General features: G+C 36.3%; 15 protein-coding genes. 2 read left to right on the top strand and 13 right to left on the bottom strand.

The window, feature by feature from the left end; all coding sequences use genetic code 11:
* Nucleotides 1-52 precede the first annotated feature (52 nt).
* From BAQ48_RS19750 to iolG, 6 genes are all read right to left on the bottom strand, one after another.
* Nucleotides 53-1,051, bottom strand: coding sequence for a LacI family DNA-binding transcriptional regulator (locus tag BAQ48_RS19750; RefSeq protein ID WP_071712497.1), 999 nt, complete (start codon nt 1,049-1,051; stop codon nt 53-55).
* Between the two features lie 72 nt (nt 1,052-1,123).
* Nucleotides 1,124-2,020: a myo-inosose-2 dehydratase gene (gene iolE / locus BAQ48_RS19745; protein WP_071712618.1), complete on the bottom strand. Its 897-nt coding sequence runs from the start codon at nt 2,018-2,020 to the stop codon at nt 1,124-1,126.
* A 122-nt stretch (nt 2,021-2,142) separates the two neighbouring features.
* The gene (gene iolD, locus BAQ48_RS19740) at nt 2,143-4,077 is read right to left on the bottom strand and encodes a 3D-(3,5/4)-trihydroxycyclohexane-1,2-dione acylhydrolase (decyclizing) (RefSeq protein ID WP_071712496.1); all 1,935 of its coding nucleotides are present in this window, start codon (nt 4,075-4,077) and stop codon (nt 2,143-2,145) included.
* Between the two features lie 154 nt (nt 4,078-4,231).
* Nucleotides 4,232-5,695 carry a CoA-acylating methylmalonate-semialdehyde dehydrogenase gene (locus BAQ48_RS19735; RefSeq protein WP_071712495.1) on the bottom strand — a complete coding sequence of 488 codons (1,464 nt, stop codon included), beginning with the start codon at nt 5,693-5,695 and terminating at the stop codon, nt 4,232-4,234.
* 77 nt (nt 5,696-5,772) lie between these two features.
* On the bottom strand, nt 5,773-6,771 hold the full coding sequence (gene iolC, locus BAQ48_RS19730; protein ID WP_071712494.1) for a 5-dehydro-2-deoxygluconokinase: 999 nt from the start codon (nt 6,769-6,771) through the stop codon (nt 5,773-5,775).
* Between the two features lie 98 nt (nt 6,772-6,869).
* Entirely contained in the window at nt 6,870-7,895 is a 1,026-nt protein-coding gene (iolG, locus tag BAQ48_RS19725; protein ID WP_071712493.1) for an inositol 2-dehydrogenase, read from the bottom strand.
* A gap of 490 nt (nt 7,896-8,385) precedes the next feature.
* Here iolG and BAQ48_RS19720 point away from each other — a divergent pair, with 490 nt between their 5' ends.
* Entirely contained in the window at nt 8,386-9,666 is a 1,281-nt protein-coding gene (locus BAQ48_RS19720; RefSeq protein WP_071712492.1) for an MFS transporter, read from the top strand.
* Nucleotides 9,667-9,752: 86 nt separating this feature from the next.
* On the opposite strand, the gene BAQ48_RS19715 is transcribed toward BAQ48_RS19720, so the two are convergent.
* Together BAQ48_RS19715 and BAQ48_RS19710 are read right to left on the bottom strand one after the other, a co-directional pair.
* On the bottom strand, nt 9,753-10,754 hold the full coding sequence (locus BAQ48_RS19715) for a LacI family DNA-binding transcriptional regulator (RefSeq protein ID WP_071712491.1): 1,002 nt from the start codon (nt 10,752-10,754) through the stop codon (nt 9,753-9,755).
* 369 nt (nt 10,755-11,123) lie between these two features.
* A complete protein-coding gene (locus BAQ48_RS19710) occupies nt 11,124-11,672 on the bottom strand; it encodes a DUF4865 family protein (RefSeq protein ID WP_071712490.1) in 549 nt (182 codons plus the stop codon).
* A gap of 120 nt (nt 11,673-11,792) precedes the next feature.
* Between BAQ48_RS19710 and BAQ48_RS19705 the strand changes: the two genes are divergently transcribed.
* Entirely contained in the window at nt 11,793-12,581 is a 789-nt protein-coding gene (locus BAQ48_RS19705) for a LysR family transcriptional regulator (RefSeq protein WP_071712489.1), read from the top strand.
* A gap of 102 nt (nt 12,582-12,683) precedes the next feature.
* On the opposite strand, the gene BAQ48_RS19700 is transcribed toward BAQ48_RS19705, so the two are convergent.
* The 5 genes from BAQ48_RS19700 to BAQ48_RS19680 form a co-directional block, all read right to left on the bottom strand.
* On the bottom strand, nt 12,684-13,637 hold the full coding sequence (locus BAQ48_RS19700) for a branched-chain amino acid ABC transporter permease (RefSeq protein ID WP_002018207.1): 954 nt from the start codon (nt 13,635-13,637) through the stop codon (nt 12,684-12,686).
* 49 nt (nt 13,638-13,686) lie between these two features.
* The gene (locus BAQ48_RS19695) at nt 13,687-14,547 is read right to left on the bottom strand and encodes a branched-chain amino acid ABC transporter permease (protein WP_000382808.1); all 861 of its coding nucleotides are present in this window, start codon (nt 14,545-14,547) and stop codon (nt 13,687-13,689) included.
* 22 nt (nt 14,548-14,569) lie between these two features.
* The gene (locus tag BAQ48_RS19690) at nt 14,570-15,271 is read right to left on the bottom strand and encodes an ABC transporter ATP-binding protein (protein ID WP_071712488.1); all 702 of its coding nucleotides are present in this window, start codon (nt 15,269-15,271) and stop codon (nt 14,570-14,572) included.
* On the bottom strand, nt 15,249-16,022 hold the full coding sequence (locus tag BAQ48_RS19685) for an ABC transporter ATP-binding protein (protein WP_071712487.1): 774 nt from the start codon (nt 16,020-16,022) through the stop codon (nt 15,249-15,251). Before BAQ48_RS19685 ends, BAQ48_RS19690 begins: the two co-directional genes overlap by 23 nt.
* Before the next feature lie 89 nt (nt 16,023-16,111).
* Entirely contained in the window at nt 16,112-17,329 is a 1,218-nt protein-coding gene (locus BAQ48_RS19680; protein ID WP_071712486.1) for a substrate-binding domain-containing protein, read from the bottom strand.
* Between the last annotated feature and the right edge of the window lie 238 nt (nt 17,330-17,567).

The following is a 17,567-nucleotide window of genomic DNA, read 5'->3' as shown; positions in this document are numbered from 1 at the left end:
TTTTCAATATTATTTATTAAATGGAAACACAAATGTCTCGTCTTTTTACTCCTTATGTAAGAGGACAAGTTGATTGCCGAATAATTAACTCCGGGGTAAGAAGCAAACGTTCCTTACAAAGTTTCGGGTGTTTCATCTCTTCAACGAGCATCTCTACTACCCTTGTACCCATTTGCTTCATCGGTTGTGCAATGGTCGTTAACATAGGGGTTGTCGTAGTAGAAAGTACAGTATTATCAAAACCAATAATTGATAAATCTTCAGGGATATTCAGCCCTTCTTCTTTGGCAACCTTCATGACCCCAATGGCCAACAAATCATTACAGGCAAAAATCGCAGTCGGCCTTTCTTGTAGTCTCAAGAGTTGCTTAGCACTCTCATATCCACTTTGAATTGTCGCTTCGGTTTTTACTACATAATTTCGGGGTACAATGATTCCCTCTTCTTGCATAACATCTTTAAAAGCACGTAAGCGAAGCTGATTACTTTTCGCATCCTCTGTAATAATTGCAACCTTCCTATGCTGTAAGGATAGTAAATAGGAAGTAGCTAAATAAGCGCCTTTATAATCATCTACAGTTACAGTGTTGACGGATAGATTGTAGATTTCTGAAGCGATTAAACTAACCGGAACATCCTGCTTTACCATATTCTCTAGTAAACTAGCATTTCTAAAAGCTGAAGCGACAATAAGACCATCAATCCTTTGACGAGTTAACAAGGATAAATACTTCTTTTCTTTCTGTGCATCATTATCCGTATTACATATCATCACATGAAACCCTAGTTCATAGCTTCGGTCCTCAATACTTCTTGCTACTTCAGCAAAAAATGGATTGGAGATGTCAGGGATGAGAAGACCAATCATTTTTGTTTGTTTTCCTGTTAAAGCAGATGCCACGACACTTGGGTGATAATTTAGTTGATCCATAACCTGAAATACTTTTCTCCTCGTACTCTCACTAATATTTCCAGTCCGATTGATTACCTTTGAAACAGTTGATATAGATACACCTGCTTCCTCTGCAACACTATAAATTGTTGGTTTCATATGACACCTCCTTTACCTACCACTACATATTCTTTATACGACATTGAAACTTGCAATCTCACAATACGGAAACTAAAGACCTGCTTTTTCTTGTATAAATTTCCGGGCTTTTAATGCGTATTCAAATGGATTTGCTAAAGCCGGGTCTTGCTCTGCTTCTACTACAAACCACCCTTTATAATGAGAGTTTGCAAGGATAGTAAACACTTCATCAAATACAATTACACCATCCCCAGGAACTGTAAATGCACCATTCTTCACAGCCTGTAAGAAGCTTAATTCGTTTTTCTTTACAGCATCTACTACTTCTTGGCGAATATCTTTTAAATGTACGTGTTTAATACGGGGTAAATATTTTTTCAAAATATAAAGCGGTTCTTCTCCTGAAAAAACAAGATGACCTGTATCAAAAAGCAAGGATACAAGCTCTGGATCCGTCATATCCATTAACTTTTCAATTTCTGCCGTTGTTTGAACACCCGTACCCATATGATGGTGGTATACAATATGTAGCCCCTTTTCCTGAGCCAATTTACCGAGATGATGTAACCCCTCCGCAAGCTTATCCCACTCTTCTTCTGTAAAAACAGGCTTATTTTTAAATAGCGGTACATCCATTAAGCCTTGAATACTATGTCCTTGCTCTGAAACAACGATGACTTTTGCACCCATATCATGCAAGAAATCTCTATGCTTAATAAATGCTTGTATAGTCTCTTCAAGCGGCTTCGTTGTCAAAAACATACTAAACCATGCGCTAGCAATCTCCAGGTTTCTTAATCCCAAAGATTTTTTCAATACAATTGTATTTCTCGGATATTTATTACCTACTTCACTTCCATTAAATCCAGCTAGTGCCATCTCACTAATACATTGTTCAAACGTATTTTCTGCCCCTAGTTCTGGCATATCATCATTTGTCCAAGCAATTGGTGCAATTCCAAGCTTAATCGTGTTTTCTTTGAACATCCCCATATCTCTCCTCTTTGTAAAATATAATAAAATTCTGCTAAATCCTCTTATCTGTTCGTTAAAAAGAGAGCTTCCTAAACAATATACATGTGGATAAAAAGCTCTCTTTGTGCTCTACTCTAATAAGATCTTGCCTTTCGCAAGTTACTTACTTTACTCTCGTACGCAGCTTGTACACTTTGACTATTAGATATTTCTGCAACCCCTACATGCCACCATGACTCATATCCATCTGTCATTGTTTTTGGTAATACTTTAATATCAATCAATGTAGAAACCGTTTGTTTTTTCGCATCTTCAAGCACTTCCTGTAATTGTTCTATCGATGTAACACGATATGTTTTCACACCATATCCCGCCGCACTAGCTGCAAAATCAATTTTCATAATAGCCCCGTTTAATTTACGAGTTTCCTGGTCTCGGTAGCGAAACTCTGTTCCAAAGCTTCCCATTCCATTGCCCATTTGCAAGTTATTAATGCAGCCAAATCCGGAGTTATCAAACAATAAAATATTAATTTTTTTATTTTCTTGAAGGCTTGTGACGAGCTCAGAATGAAGCATTTGGTAACTACCATCCCCTACCATTGCATATACTTCCTTCGATGGTTCAGCTAGCTTTGCACCAAGTGCGCCCGCAACCTCATAGCCCATGCAAGAGTATCCATACTCCATATGATACGTATTTGGTTGTCTCGATGCCCACATTCTTTGTAAATCACCCGGAAGACTTCCAGCCGCCCCTACGATAATTGCATCTTCATGAAGTAATGTATTAATTTGTCCAATGACTGCAGTCTGTGTTAATTGTGTACCAAGTGCGTCTACATACTCATTTATATTCTCATCGAAATGTCCTTCAACTTCTGGTGTGAAATCTTGGTCTGTAAAGCGAATATTATGTAGGCGTACTAATTCTGTTTCCCAAGCCTCTTTTGCATCAGCGATTTCTGCTGTATAGCTAGATCGATAATCAATTGCGTGCAGTTCCTCTATTAGAGCAAGAAGCGCTTCTTTCGCATCCGCTATAACCTTCAATGCATCAAGCTTATTCGCATGAAATTCTGAAATGTTAATGTTTAAAAACTCAACTTCCTCATTTTGAAATAATTGTTTAGATGCCGTTGTAAAATCAGTAAATCTCGTCCCGATCCCAATAACAAGATCCGCTTCCTTTGCAATTGTATTAGCTGCTAAATTTCCAGTTACCCCAACGCCGCCAAGATTATACGGATGACTGCTTTCAATCGCACTTTTTCCAGCTTGTGTTTCTCCAAATGGAATGTGGAATGTTTCGGCAAACTGTTTTAGTTCTTCTGCCGCTTCTGCGTACCTTACACCACCACCGCAAATCATAACTGGCTTTTTCTTTCTCTTAATCATTTCAACCGCATCAGCTAGGCTGGCTTTTGTAGGTAGGCGTCGTTCAATACGGTGAACACGTTTTTGGAAGAAATAACTTGGAAAATCCCAAGCTTCTCCTTGGACATCTTGTGGTAAACAAATTGTTACAGCTCCTGTATCTGCCGGATTCGTTAAAACACGCATGGCATGAATCATGGCTGTCATCAATTGTTCAGGACGATTTACCCGGTCCCAGTACTTACTTACTGCACGAAAAGCATCATTCGTAGAAATAGATAAGTCATGCGTTTGTTCAATTTGTTGAAGAACAGGGTCAGGTTGTCTCGTTGCAAATACATCACCTGGAAGTAGTAAAACGGGAATATTGTTTGCAGAAGCCGTTGCAGCAGAGGTAATCATATTTGCTGATCCAGGACCAACAGAAGAAGTACATGCCATAATTTGTTTTCTATGTTTTTGTTTTGCAAAAGCAACCGCAGCATTTGCCATTCCTTGCTCGTTTCTCCCTTGATATACTTCTAATTCGCCTGCGTCTTCTTCTAAAGCTTGACCTAGGCCTACTACATTTCCATGACCAAAAATTGTAAAGATCCCCTTAATAAACTTTTGTTGCTCTCCATCAAACTCTACATACTGCTCGTTCAAAAATCTCACCAAGGCTTGCGCCGTGGTCATTCTAACAGTTTGCATATCATTTGCTCCTTTCCATCTCTATCAGTCATTTTGCATATGAAAAAGGAGTATTAGGAATTTGCTAGACTCCTAATACTTCCTTCTTATGTTTTAATACTTCCGTTACTTTCGCTTACAAACAACTAGAGCAATTTTACTTCTCTCTTAATCATTATTTTTCCCAACGAGATGTAAGCATTTTCTTCCTTGTATAAAACTCAACGCCGTCAGTACCATTCGCATGAAGGTCACCATAAAAAGAATCTTTCCAGCCAGAGAACGGGAAGAATGCCATTGGCGCTGGAACCCCAACATTAACACCTAACATACCTGATTCAATTGTTTCACGGAATTGACGTACACTTGCCCCGCTATCTGTATAAATGCAAGCCCCATTCGCAAAGCGAGACTCATTCGCAATTTCAATCGCTTCATCCAATGATTTCACACGAACAATTGATAAAACAGGAGCAAAAATCTCATCTTGCCAGATTTTCATTTCTTTTGTAACATGGTCAAAAATTGTTGGCCCTACGAAGTAACCAGCCCCTTTTACAGCTGCATCCTCGCGTCCATCACGAACTAACGTAGCGCCCTGTTTCACACCTGAATCGATGTAACCAATTGTGCGCTCTTTATGGTTATCACGAATCACTGGTCCTAAAAACACATCTTCATCCAGTCCATTTCCAATTACAATTTTATTTGCTTCTTCTACTAGCCTTTCAACTAATTGATCTGCAATTTCTTCTTGTACTGTTACAACAGAAGCAGCCATACAACGCTCACCAGCTGAACCGAATGCAGCGCTAATAATTTGCTTTGTTGCTAGTTCAAGGTTCGCATCATTTAATACAATAGAATGGTTTTTCGCACCAGCTAGTGCTTGAACACGTTTTAAGTTTTCTGTTCCTTTTTTATATACATATTCTGCGACTGGCTGAGAACCTACAAATGAAATTGCCTTCACTAATTTATGTTCAAGAAGACCGTTTACTACATCATGTGCACCATTTACAATATTTAATACGCCTTTTGGTAAGCCTGCTTCTTCAGCTAATTCAGCTAATTTTGCCGCTAGAATTGGTGTACGCTCTGAAGGTTTTAATACAAATGTATTACCACAAGCAATTGCAAGTGGGAACATCCAGCATGGAACCATCATCGGGAAGTTAAAAGGTGTAATCCCGCCTATAACACCAATTGGATAACGATACATACCAGACTCAATACCTGTCGCAATATCAGGAAGCTGTTTTCCCATCATTAATGTAGGAGCACCCGCTGCAAATTCCACACACTCAATACCACGAAGAACTTCACCGTAAGCTTCGTTATAGCTTTTCCCATTTTCAATCGTAATAAGTTTCGCTAACTCTTCCCAGTTATCTACTAGTAATTGTTGATATTTAAATAGAATACGAGCACGTTTTGGCACAGCTGTTTTAGACCAAAGTTGGAACGCTTTATTTGCTGCTAGTACAGCTTGTTCAACATCTTCTTTCGTTGAAAGTGGTACTTGAGCGATCACTTCTCCTGTTGCAGGATTATATACAGCTTCCATCTTAGTTGAAGAAGATTCTACCCATTCGCCACCAATGTAGTTTTTTACAATTTGTGCTGTTTGTACTGTCATATTAATTCTCTCCCTTTTATTTAATGTAGAAGCGTCCTTAGGATACGCCCTTACTAGATTATTGTTTTATGAAGTTTCTATACAATTTCCTCAGCCGTTTCCATGAATGTAGAAATCTCTGCCCTTGTTGGCATTGCATCAGAACAGCTATGTTTTGAAATAACAATTGAAGCCGAAGCCCCTCCTAATCGCATCGCTTGAGGAATCTCAAGCCCTTGCATTAAACCGTAAATAAATGCAGAAGCGTATGAATCACCAGCTCCGAACGTCTTTAATACCTTTGTTTTAAAGATACCGCCTCGGTGAGATTGACCGTCTCTCGTATAAGCGATTGAACCATCCCCGCCGTGTTTAATTACAACAATTTTCGCATGATGAGAAAACCATCTTTCAGCTGTAACTTGATCATTAGATTGTTCGTAGTTTAATAGTTTTTCCATCATATTGAATTCTTCACGCGTTCCAATAATGACATCAGACTTTTCAGCCGCAAGATTGTAATACACAGCCGTTTCAGCTTCGGACTGCCATGTATAAGGGCGGTAATCAACATCAAAAAATACGACTACATCATGCTTACGCGCATATTCTAGTGCTAAAAATACCGCCTCGCGAGAAGGGCTTTTTGCTAAAGCTGTCCCTGAAATTAAGAGTACTTTTGATTGCTTAATATAGTCCTCAGATACTTCTGTTGGATCAAGATTTAAATCTGCAACATTGTCACGATACATTAAAATACTGCAATCTTCAGGACTTTTAATTTCTGTAAACGCTAGACCAGTCACTGCCCCAGTACGATCAATACAGATCTGATCTGTATTAATATGATTGTCCTTAAGGTACCCTGTAATAAAGCGGCCCATTTGGTCATCGGACACTTTACCGATAAATCCCGTTTGTAAGCCAAGACGTGCCGTACCTATCGCAATATTAGCAGGAGATCCCCCCACATACTTAGTAAACGTTCTTGTTTCTTCCATAGGACGTTGTGTTTCATTGGCATTTAAATCAACGCATAAACGTCCAACTGCGATAAGATCTAATGGACAATCTTCTTTAAATATAAGTGGATTCATTATTACTACCTCCCGTTCTTTATGTAAAGGAATGGTTAAGAGTTTTTGATGACCATACTATGTACAACTCTTTAACCACCCCTAATTAAGCGCTTTCTTTACTGGTTTAATGCGGGCTGTTTATGTTCAATTTGAACAGGTTTTCCTGTTAATAAAGATTCCTTCGCAGCTTTCGCAATTCGTTCTGCCTGTAACCCATCATTACCACTGCAAATAACAGCTTGTCCTTCTATAATTGACTTTGTAAATTGTGTTACTTCTTCAATGTAAGCCTGCGTATAACGCTCTAAGAAGAAATAAAGCGGCTTATCTTTTACAACACCTTCTGTTTTTGACACTTGGACTGTTGTTGGGCAGCAATTATCCGCAGCGACTGCTCCTTTTTCACCAAACACTTCAAGACGCTGGTCATATCCATAAACAGCTTGGCGACTATTATCAATTACCCCTAAAGCTCCATTCGCAAATTTCAATGTGACAATTGCCGTATCAACATCGTTTACTTCTTGAATGGACGGATCAATTAATGTTGTTCCATATGCAAATACTTCAACAACTTCACTATTCATCACGTATCTGGCCATATCAAAATCATGAATCATCATATCCATAAACAATCCACCTGAAGAACGAACATATTCTATACTTGGCGGTTGTGGATCTCTAGACGTAATTTTTAAAATATGTGGGTGTCCCACTTCTCCTTGTTGAATAAGATCATACACTTTTCTGAAGTTAGGATCGAAACGGCGATTAAAACCTACTTGAAGAGATACTCCTTGTTCTTTCACCACTTCTAATGCTTCTAATGTTTCTTCTACCGAAAAACTAACAGGCTTTTCGCAAAAAATATGTTTCTTTGCAAGAGCCGCTTCTTTAATAATTTGCGCATGTGTATTTGTTGGTGAACAAATAAATACAGCATCAATTTCTGGATCTGCTAATAAATCCTGATAGCTAGTTGTCAAAGTAGAAATCCCTTTGTCTTGAGCCCATTTTTCTAAATGATTAATTATCACATCTGAAACCGCTTTAATTTTCACTTGTGGCATAAGCTGTAAATTATCAACGTGTAATTTTCCAATTCGTCCAGCACCAATAATCCCAATCGTTAAAACATTCATATGATTTCTCCCTCTTCATTTAAATTTAAGAAACGAAATGAAAGTCTATAAGGTTTAGCGCATCATTTTAGTTAAGCGCTTTCCCTACTTTTCTTCATTATACATACTAAACCCTAAAATTCAAACAATTTTATTTTTTATAATTATTTTTTATCCAAATTACAAATTTCCTGTACAACACTACTACAATTCGTTTGAAAATTTATAATAAGAAAAGGAGAATCTAAATAATTACAAGTAATCCATTAAAAAACACCGATATAACAAAGAGAATTAAGCCCTTTATATAGTAAACTTCCATCTTGAAGTTATTAATTTCTGTTCATACTTACGATTATTTTAGTACCTAATAAGCCTATAGGTTGCACCTTTATGAAAGAAAGTTGTAAATTGTCAAAAAATTTTATTGACGCTCCCCTTATGTAAGCGTATACTTTTTTTATCAAAAAGAATTAAGCGCTTAACCAAAAAAATAATCGGTGGTGGGAGAATGAACGCAATTAGTTCAAACAGAACATTTATGGACAAGATTGGTATCCCTTCTAATTTAACTTGGGGATACATAGGAATTATTGTTTTTATGATCGGGGACGGTTTAGAGCAGGGATGGTTATCCCCTTATCTCGTTGAAAATGGTTTAACGTTAGAGCACACTGCTTTTTTATTTACCATTTATGGAATTACTGTATCTGCTTCTTCTTGGTTTTCAGGGGTATTTGTACAAATGTGGGGACCAAGAAAAGTAATGACATTTGGATTAGTATCATTCATTTTAGGTTCAATTGGTTTCATAGGTATAGGCATTGAAAGTATGAATTATCCCGTTATATTACTTTGCTACGCTCTCAGAGGATTTGGTTATCCGCTATTTGCTTATTCTTTCTTAGTTTGGGTATCTTACAGCACTCCTCAACAAATGCTTTCAAGGGCAGTCGGATGGTTCTGGTTCGTATTCCAGCTTGGTTTAAGTGTTATAGGAGCCTTTTATTCTAGTTATATGGTTCCTAAAATCGGGGAAGTTGCTACTTTATGGAGCGCCTTAATTTTTGTTGTTGTCGGGGGACTATTCTCAATTGTTGTAAATAAAGACAAATTTAAAAAACAACCCGTAAGCGCTAATAAGTCAAGCGAATTACTAAAAGGCATTACCATCGCATTTGAAAATCCTAAAGTTGGTATAGGTGGTATTGTTAAAATTATAAACTCAGCCGCTCAATTTGGATTTGTCGTTTTCCTACCTACTTATATGATGAAATTTAATTTTACAATGACTGAATGGCTTCAAATTTGGGGTACTCTATTCTTTGTAAATATGGTGTTTAATATAATTTTTGGTATTGTTGGAGACAAGTTCGGTTGGGTCAATACGATTAAATGGTTCGGGGGAGTAGGATGCGGAATTGTAACACTCGCACTTTATTATGTACCACAACTCGTAGGACATAACTATTGGGTAATATTATTTGTTGCATGTTGCTATGGAGCAACGCTTGCTGGCTATGTACCTCTTACAGCTTTAGTACCATCTTTAGCTCCTGAAAATAAAGGGGCCGCAATGTCTGTTTTAAATTTAGGTTCAGGATTATCTGCCTTTGTTGGTCCATTAGTTGTAACTGCATTCATCGGCCCATTAGGTGTAGGCGGCGTTATGTGGATCTTTGCTGGTTTATACTTCTTTGGTGCATTTTTAACTCATTTCCTTACTATTCCGAAAGAAAATAAAATTAGACAAGATTTAAATACTGAAGGTGGAGAGCAATACTCCGTATAAGTTCTTACTAGAAAGAAGGGCATCATAACTGCACATAGTTACGATGCCCTTTTTGTTACTTTCAAATAGAATACTAAAAACAGCTATCATGTAATATCCTTTACCGAGGAGCGCTCTACTAATTGTGGGATAATTGTGATTTTTTGCTTAGCATGGGCCGTCACTTCCATCGTTTTTAGCAGTTGTTCAAACGTACAAGATGCCATTTGTTTAATCGGCTGTTCAATCGTTGTTAACCCAGGATCTGCAATCTCAGCATAAATAGTATTATCAAAGCCGATAATTGATAAATCTTCTGGAATAGAAAGCCCTTGTTTTCTTGCTTCATTCATTAGGCATATAGCAATTAGATCTGTACAAGCAAATACTGCTGTAGGTCTATTAGGTAACTTAAGTAATTCTTTACTCGCACGTTTGCTATCTTCAACTGTAGAATAACAGCTAATTATAGCATCATCATTTAAGGAAACCCCAGAATCCATAAGAGCCTGTTTAAAACCACTTAGTCTCCCTATGCTACTCTTTCTATCTTTCTCCATCATAATCGTTAAAGATTTATGACCTTTCTGTGTTAAATAATGTCCAGCTAGATAGCCTCCCCTCATATCATCAGTTGTCACTACATGAGTTGTGATGGAAGGATGATCTACAGTAAATAAAACAAGTGGCAAATCTCGATTTACTATTTTTTTAACTAGTTTATAATCATTGAGTTCCGTTGCAATAATAATACCATCTACTTGCTTTTTAAATAGTAAATCAATATATTCATGCTCACGTGTTGTTTGATGGTCTGTACTGCATAAAATGAGTGTATACCCTGATTCTCGCGCACTATTTTCAAAAGCTCTTGCTACTTCTGCAAAAAAGGAGTTTGAGATATCTGGAACAAGTACCCCAATCGTATATGTTTTTTTACCTGTTAACGCTGCCGCTACACTACTTGGCTGATAATCTAATTCATCCATTACCTTATTTACTTTGTTTATTGTTTTTTCACTAATACGCCCTGTTTGATTAATTACCTTGGATACAGTCGCAATTGATACACCTGCTTTTTCAGCAACATCATAAATTGTTGGTTTCACTTTGATTGTCCCTTCTTAATCATCTTTGTATTAATATTATTATAAATAAATTTCGCTTTTTGGTACACACATGAAGTTTAATTTAAATCTACAAATACCTCTACTTCTAAGCTCGCTCCCACATACTTACATAAGGCCCTATTCTAAGTCGCTATTTGAACTGATAAATTTGGTTTTATTAAAATGTTGACTTAAAAATAAATTTTGTTTAAAGAGTTACTGCGTAGATTCATTTCATCATAAAAAGAATCCCTTGAATTTCGAACAAAGATTGATCAAAATTCAAGAGATTTATAATTTATCTTTCAATATTTTATAAAACAGAACAATCATATTTCAGGGGCATTAACCTTCACTTCAAATCCATAATTACTGCGATATATATACTATCTCATATATTGTAATACCCTTCATTTCTTCAATTTCAGGCTTCTCTTCATAAAAATGAAACTGACTATACCCCCATTTATCCGGATTATATACTATCACATTTCCCAAGCAATTTTCTGTATTCTGGACATTCTGATTCGAACTGTTAAATTGAGTCCCAATCAATGATTCCTTTTGAGAAATACCCCCTACATATTCAACAGCATACCTACTTTTTTTAAACTCATTACTTAAATTAATCACTAAAGGGACACCTATATTTATTTGTTGCCACCCAAACGATTGTAAAATATTATCGTAATACCCTTCAAATATAAATTTGTTCATCCCTTCATGACCATTCCAAATATATAAAGGGGCATAACAGTTATAGAAATTCCCATCTTTACCTGCCTCAGTAATTAAATACGCCTTAAAATTCAATTCTTGAAAACCATCTGTTTTATACCCATTATCCTTTACCCTTTTCTTAATAATCCCCATGTCATAATCCTTTGGTAAAATGATCTTATATTGCATTCCAATCATGATTATCACTCTCTTTCGATCTTATATATATAATGGTAAATCGACGACCGGCTAACGTAAAATAGGTATAAATTATGTTTGATATCATTTATAATGATACCAAACAAGGGGCTGAGATAAATGGAAATTAATGATCTTATCATATTCAAAACTGTAGCCAGTGAGGGTTCTATTAGTAAAGCTGCTAAAGAATTAGGGTATGTTCAACCGAACGTAACGGAGCGTATTAAAAAATTAGAACAAGAGTTAGAAACCCCTTTACTACATAGAGATAACAAAGGCGTTTCTCTGTTACCTTCTGGTGACATTTTATTAGACTACACGAATAAAATATTAACTCTATTAGAAGAAGCAAAAAATGAAATTAAAGAGAGCGGTACTGCTTTTGTAATAGCGACATCACAATCTATTTTGACAAGTTATTTAAGTAAGCGTATTAAAGAAAATTTCAGGAATTATCAAATATACATAGAAAGTAGTAGCCATTTAAAAAAACTACTACAGCAACAAAAAGTTGATATGGTCATAACGTATGAGGATTATTCTGACGTAGCGTTTAAAAAAGTGTTTACTACATCAATTTCAGTAGGCTTATTAAAAACGAAAGAAAAGTATACCATTGACTATTCAAAGGAACTTTTTTTCGTAAGTAACGATAAGAAGTGTCCTTTTCGAAATAAGACAATACAATTTCTTAAAGAAAACGGTCTATCCCAGCATCAACTTCAACAATTGGATTCTTATCCGCTTATTGAAGAATTCATTAATGATGGAAAAGGAATAGCCTTTTTACCAGTTCAAAATGATATATTAGTAACCATTGATGATGTTCCCATAGAGAAATTAGCTGTTCATTTTTTTACGAATGGAAACTTTATAAAACATATCCCTGATGAACTATTTGATTAATATAATGACTTTGTTTACAAACTAATAAATTACTTACACCAATAAAAATCCCTCCTTCACTAATCGAAAAGAGGGATTTTCATATTATATACAATTGATTTTTCACACGTTTTGCTCCACTCCTGCGCTTTTCTCCTTCTTACTCCTTTTAAAGCCCTTCAACTTCTTAACCGTTCCAACTAACCCTTTCGGAAAAACTAGCAACACGATAATATACAATAAACCTAACATAATCGTCCATCTTTCAAAAATCGGATACTCTGTCGCTAGTTCTGATAAATAATATTTCAGCGATTCAATTATGCCAGCTCCAGCAATGGCCCCTATTAATGTTCCAACTCCTCCAATCATTGTCATCAACAATGCATTTAATGTCATTTCAATTGAAAATACCGTCGTATTTACAAAACGCAATGTGATAACAAATAACCCACCGCTAATTGTAGCTACTACTCCCGCCACTACACTCGCGATTATTTTATAATGAAGAACTTTATACCCAAGCGCTTCAACACGTTGTTCATTTTGTGAGATCGCCTTCAATACTTTTCCAATAGATGATTTTGTGAAAAGACGCAACACAATGAAAATAGTAATTAGACATATGAATGTTACATAATAAAATGTAAAACGATCACGGAATACATCTGGCACACCAAATGTAAAACCATCTCCTCCGTGGGTAAGCCCACGCCATTTTTCAGCAAGTACGAAAAATAACTGTGAAATAGCAAGTGTTAACATTGCATAAAAATGACTTTTCAATCGTAAAGAAAGTAAACCAATTATATAGCTAACAATTGCCGAAACAATAATTGCAGCTACAATTCCTATTAAAAAGTTCGTTATTGATACTCCTTGCCGATCAAATAAAAGTGCTACCCCATATGCTCCTATTCCAAAGAACATACAATGACCGAACGATACAATTCCTGTATACCCAAGCAATACATCGAAACTCATTGCAAAAATAGCAAAGATGAAGATTTGAGTGAATAAAATTAACAGGCTCCGTGAATCATTTACGAACGGAAATACACTTAAACAAATGAGCATACATACTCCAAAGTATACTTTAATTCGGTTCGATGTGCCGTTCACCATTTCACCCCTTTTCACCAACAAGTCCAGTTGGCTTCACTATTAAGAAAAATAGTAACATTAACATATTAATTGCAAGTGATAAATCTGGCATGAAATAGGCTGTAAACGCACCAGCTAATCCGACAATTAAAGAAGCGATGGCTGAACCTTGTACGCTTCCTAATCCCCCAATTATTACTACAATAAAAGCTAAAATTGCATATTGCATACCCATTTCTGCGAAAATCACGCCTGAATATGGTGCAAGTAGGAATCCACCTAACGCTGCCATTCCCGCTCCTAATAAAAAAACGAAAGAAAATATCGCTTTTACATTAATGCCGAGCGCTTGCACCATCTCTTTATCCATTACACCAGCGCGGATCATAAGACCTATCTTTGTTTTTTTGAGTAATAATAGTAATGCAATGTAAATGAGTATCCCGATTACAATAACGAACAGACGATATTTAATTAATATAACGCCTCCGAATGTAAAACTTCCTTGTAGCCATAAAGGTAATTTTGCACTAATTGGATTGGGTCCCCAAAATATTTTGATACATTCACTTAGAACGAGCATTCCTCCGAGCGTAACGAGTAGTTGCCGAACATGATTTCCATACACAGGCCTAATAAGAAATCTTTCTAAAATAAAACCAAGTAACATTCCCATAGCTACCGCTCCAACTAATGCTAAAAAATAACTACCTGTCATATTAAATAGCCAAACGCCTGTAAAAGCTCCCCATGCAAATAAACCACCATGTGCAAAGTTCAATACACTCATTAATCCGAAAATAAGTGATAGACCCGATGCTAATAAAAATATAAGCATCCCTGTCGAAACGCCATTTACAAATAAGTTAATTAACACATCCACGTTCTATCCCCCCGTATCAATGTTAAGAAATTCCTAAATATTTTTGACATGTTTCCTTATCCTCGCGTAATTCATTCATGAAACCGTTATGCACAATTTTCCCATTATCCATAATGTAAAAATAATCCCCAATTTGACTAGCCATCATAAAGTTTTGTTCGACAAGTAAAACTGTGGTTTTCTCTTTCATCTTCAAAATAGCTACCATTAATTTCTCTACCATAATTGGGGCCAGCCCTTTGCTCGGTTCATCAATTAATAATAATCCATCACTATTAATAAACGCTCTTGAAATGGCCAACATTTGCTTTTGTCCTCCGCTCAAAAGCCCACTTTTTTTATTCCAAAACTCCTTTAAATCCGGAAATAGTTTGAGCATCCAATCTATTTTCTCTTCCGCTTCTTCTCCCTTTCCCCTAGCAAGAGCAAATGTTTCTTCTACTGTTAAATCATAAAAAATACCTTGATTTTCTGGTACATAACCTATACCTTTTCTTGAAATTAAATGTGTAGATAATCCATTTACTTGTGCACTATCATAATAAATTTCACCACCTGCAATCCGGTGAAATCCCATAACCGAGCGTAATGTCGTAGTCTTCCCTGCCCCGTTTCTTCCAAACAGTACAGTAATCGTCCCTTTCTCAACAGTGAGATTTACCCCTTGTAAAATATGAAACTGATCTAAATACGTCTCTATGTTATTCACTTGTAATAGTGCCACTATATAATCCCCCTAAATAAGCACTTTGTACGCGCTCATCTTGCATAATTTCTTCCGGCAAACCTTCCGCCAATAACTCTCCATGAAATAAAACAATAAGATGATCTGATAAATCGATTACCATATCCATTTTGTGTTCGATAAGTACAATTGTGCTCTCTGGATGTTTCTTAATATTTTCAATCACTTGTAAAATAGCAGGTACCTCCTCAACTGATATACCTGCTGTCGGTTCATCAAGTAGTAACACATCCGTTTTTAAAGCTAATAACATCGCAAGCTCAAGTTTTCTTTTTTCCCCATGTGCTAAATCTTTCGCTAATATATTCTCTTTCTCATGAAGTAGTACTGTCTTTATATACCGTCGAGCCTCTCCGATTTGCTGTTTCAAACGTGAGGAATTAGGAAAGAAACTATAGTAATCTTGAACAAATGATTGAACGCTTAAACGAACATTTTCAAGTACCGTTAACTCTGGGAATATGTTTGTAAGCTGAAAAGAACGACCGATTCCTAAGCGCGTTCGATCTGAAATCGATAAGTTTGTAATATCTTGGCCCTTAAAATACACTGCACCTTTTGATGGAGAAATCTGGCCACTTAGTAAATTAAATAATGTTGTCTTTCCCGCACCATTCGGTCCAATAATAGAAATGAGCTTTCCCTTTTGTACTTTTAAATTTACATCTTTAATAACATGATGTTCACCGAAAGATACGCTAAGATTTTTCGTTTCTAGCAAATGCGTCACAAAATCCCTCCCTTTAAAGATTTGAGTATGAAAGAAATACGTATAAAGAGAGTATCCCCTCTTTATACAAAAACAACAGAAAATTCAGTCTATTTATTCTGAACTGGTGGTTCTGTCTCTTTCATTGTCAATTCTCTCTCTAAAACAGGTACTGGATACTCCACACCATCCTGCTTTTTCAATGTGATAGAATAAAGTGTCTGCATCGCTTGATGGTCCTTCTCTCTAAATTTCATCTTTCCTTTCGGTGTATCAAATTCCATTCCTTCCATTTTCTTAATCAATGTATCTACATCTGTATCACCTTTTGTTTTCTTTAAAGCTTCCACAATAGAAATTGCCGCTGACATTCCTCCTGCTGTAAACAAATCGGGCACTGCTCCATTAAAACGTTTTTTATGTTCTTCAACTAACCAATCGTTCACTTTATTTTTAGGAAGTTTGTGATAATATACAGAAAAACCTTGCATTCCTACTAATGCATCCATCGTTTTTAACGCCGCTATATCTGGCGCGCCAGTAGAGATTTTAATACCTTGTGCTTCCACATTCATATCTTTCAGCTGTTTCCACGGCGAATTTGCACCTGCCCAAACGATAAATAAATAATCTGGTTTTGAGCTAATGATATTTTGAATATTAGCTGTGAAATCCGTTGAGTTCGTATCTGCGTATTGCTCATTTACAATATTCGCACCTAGTTTCTTCGCTCCCGCTTTAAATGCTGCAATTCCTTCGCGACCGAAAGCATTATCTGGTGCGAACGTCGCAATCTTTACATCTTTTTTAGCAATTGAAGCAGCTCCAGCAATTGCATCTTGCGAAGAGCTTCTTCCTGTTCTAAAAACATATTTATTCCAGTTCTTCCCGGTAATACTATCTGCAACTGCCGGTTCAACAACCATAATTTTTTCATATTCTTCAGCTAGTGGTAATACTGCTAATGTATCACTTGAACTGGACGATCCGACTAAGAAATCAACTTTCTCTTCTTCTAATAACTTCGTAGCTTTTTTTACTGCTACATCTGCTTTCGTTTCCGTATCCTCTACAACAAACTTAATCTTTTTCCCTTCCACTTTTCCCGTCCCACCAGTTGCATAATCTAACCCTAATTCAAACCCGTTCACTGTTTGTTTTCCATACGATTCTAGTGGACCTGTTAATGAAGCAAGAACCCCTACCTTAATCGTTTTTTCATCCTCAGTACTTGTCTTCTTACCTGAACAAGCTGCTGTTACCAATAGCGATCCTAAAACACAACCAGTAACCACCGTTTTTAGCCATTTACGTTTTTTTGTCGACATTGTGATCCTCCCCATACTTTACTTTCTGATAGAATCAAACACGCCAAATTCCCCTGTCCGTAATCATGACTTTTCAACTTCAAAATTTGTATTGGAAAACTCTTGTAGTAACCTCTACATTCGGCATAAATCTATAATCACCTTCCTATTAAATGGAAACGGACATACAATCAATATATATTCTGCTTTTCAAATGAAATTACTGTTTCATTACAGTATTCATCACGAAAAAAACTGC

The organism is Bacillus luti (assembly GCF_001884105.1).
GTDB lineage: Bacteria > Bacillota > Bacilli > Bacillales > Bacillaceae_G > Bacillus_A > Bacillus_A luti.
This window is presented reverse-complemented; position numbering and strand designations above follow the sequence as displayed.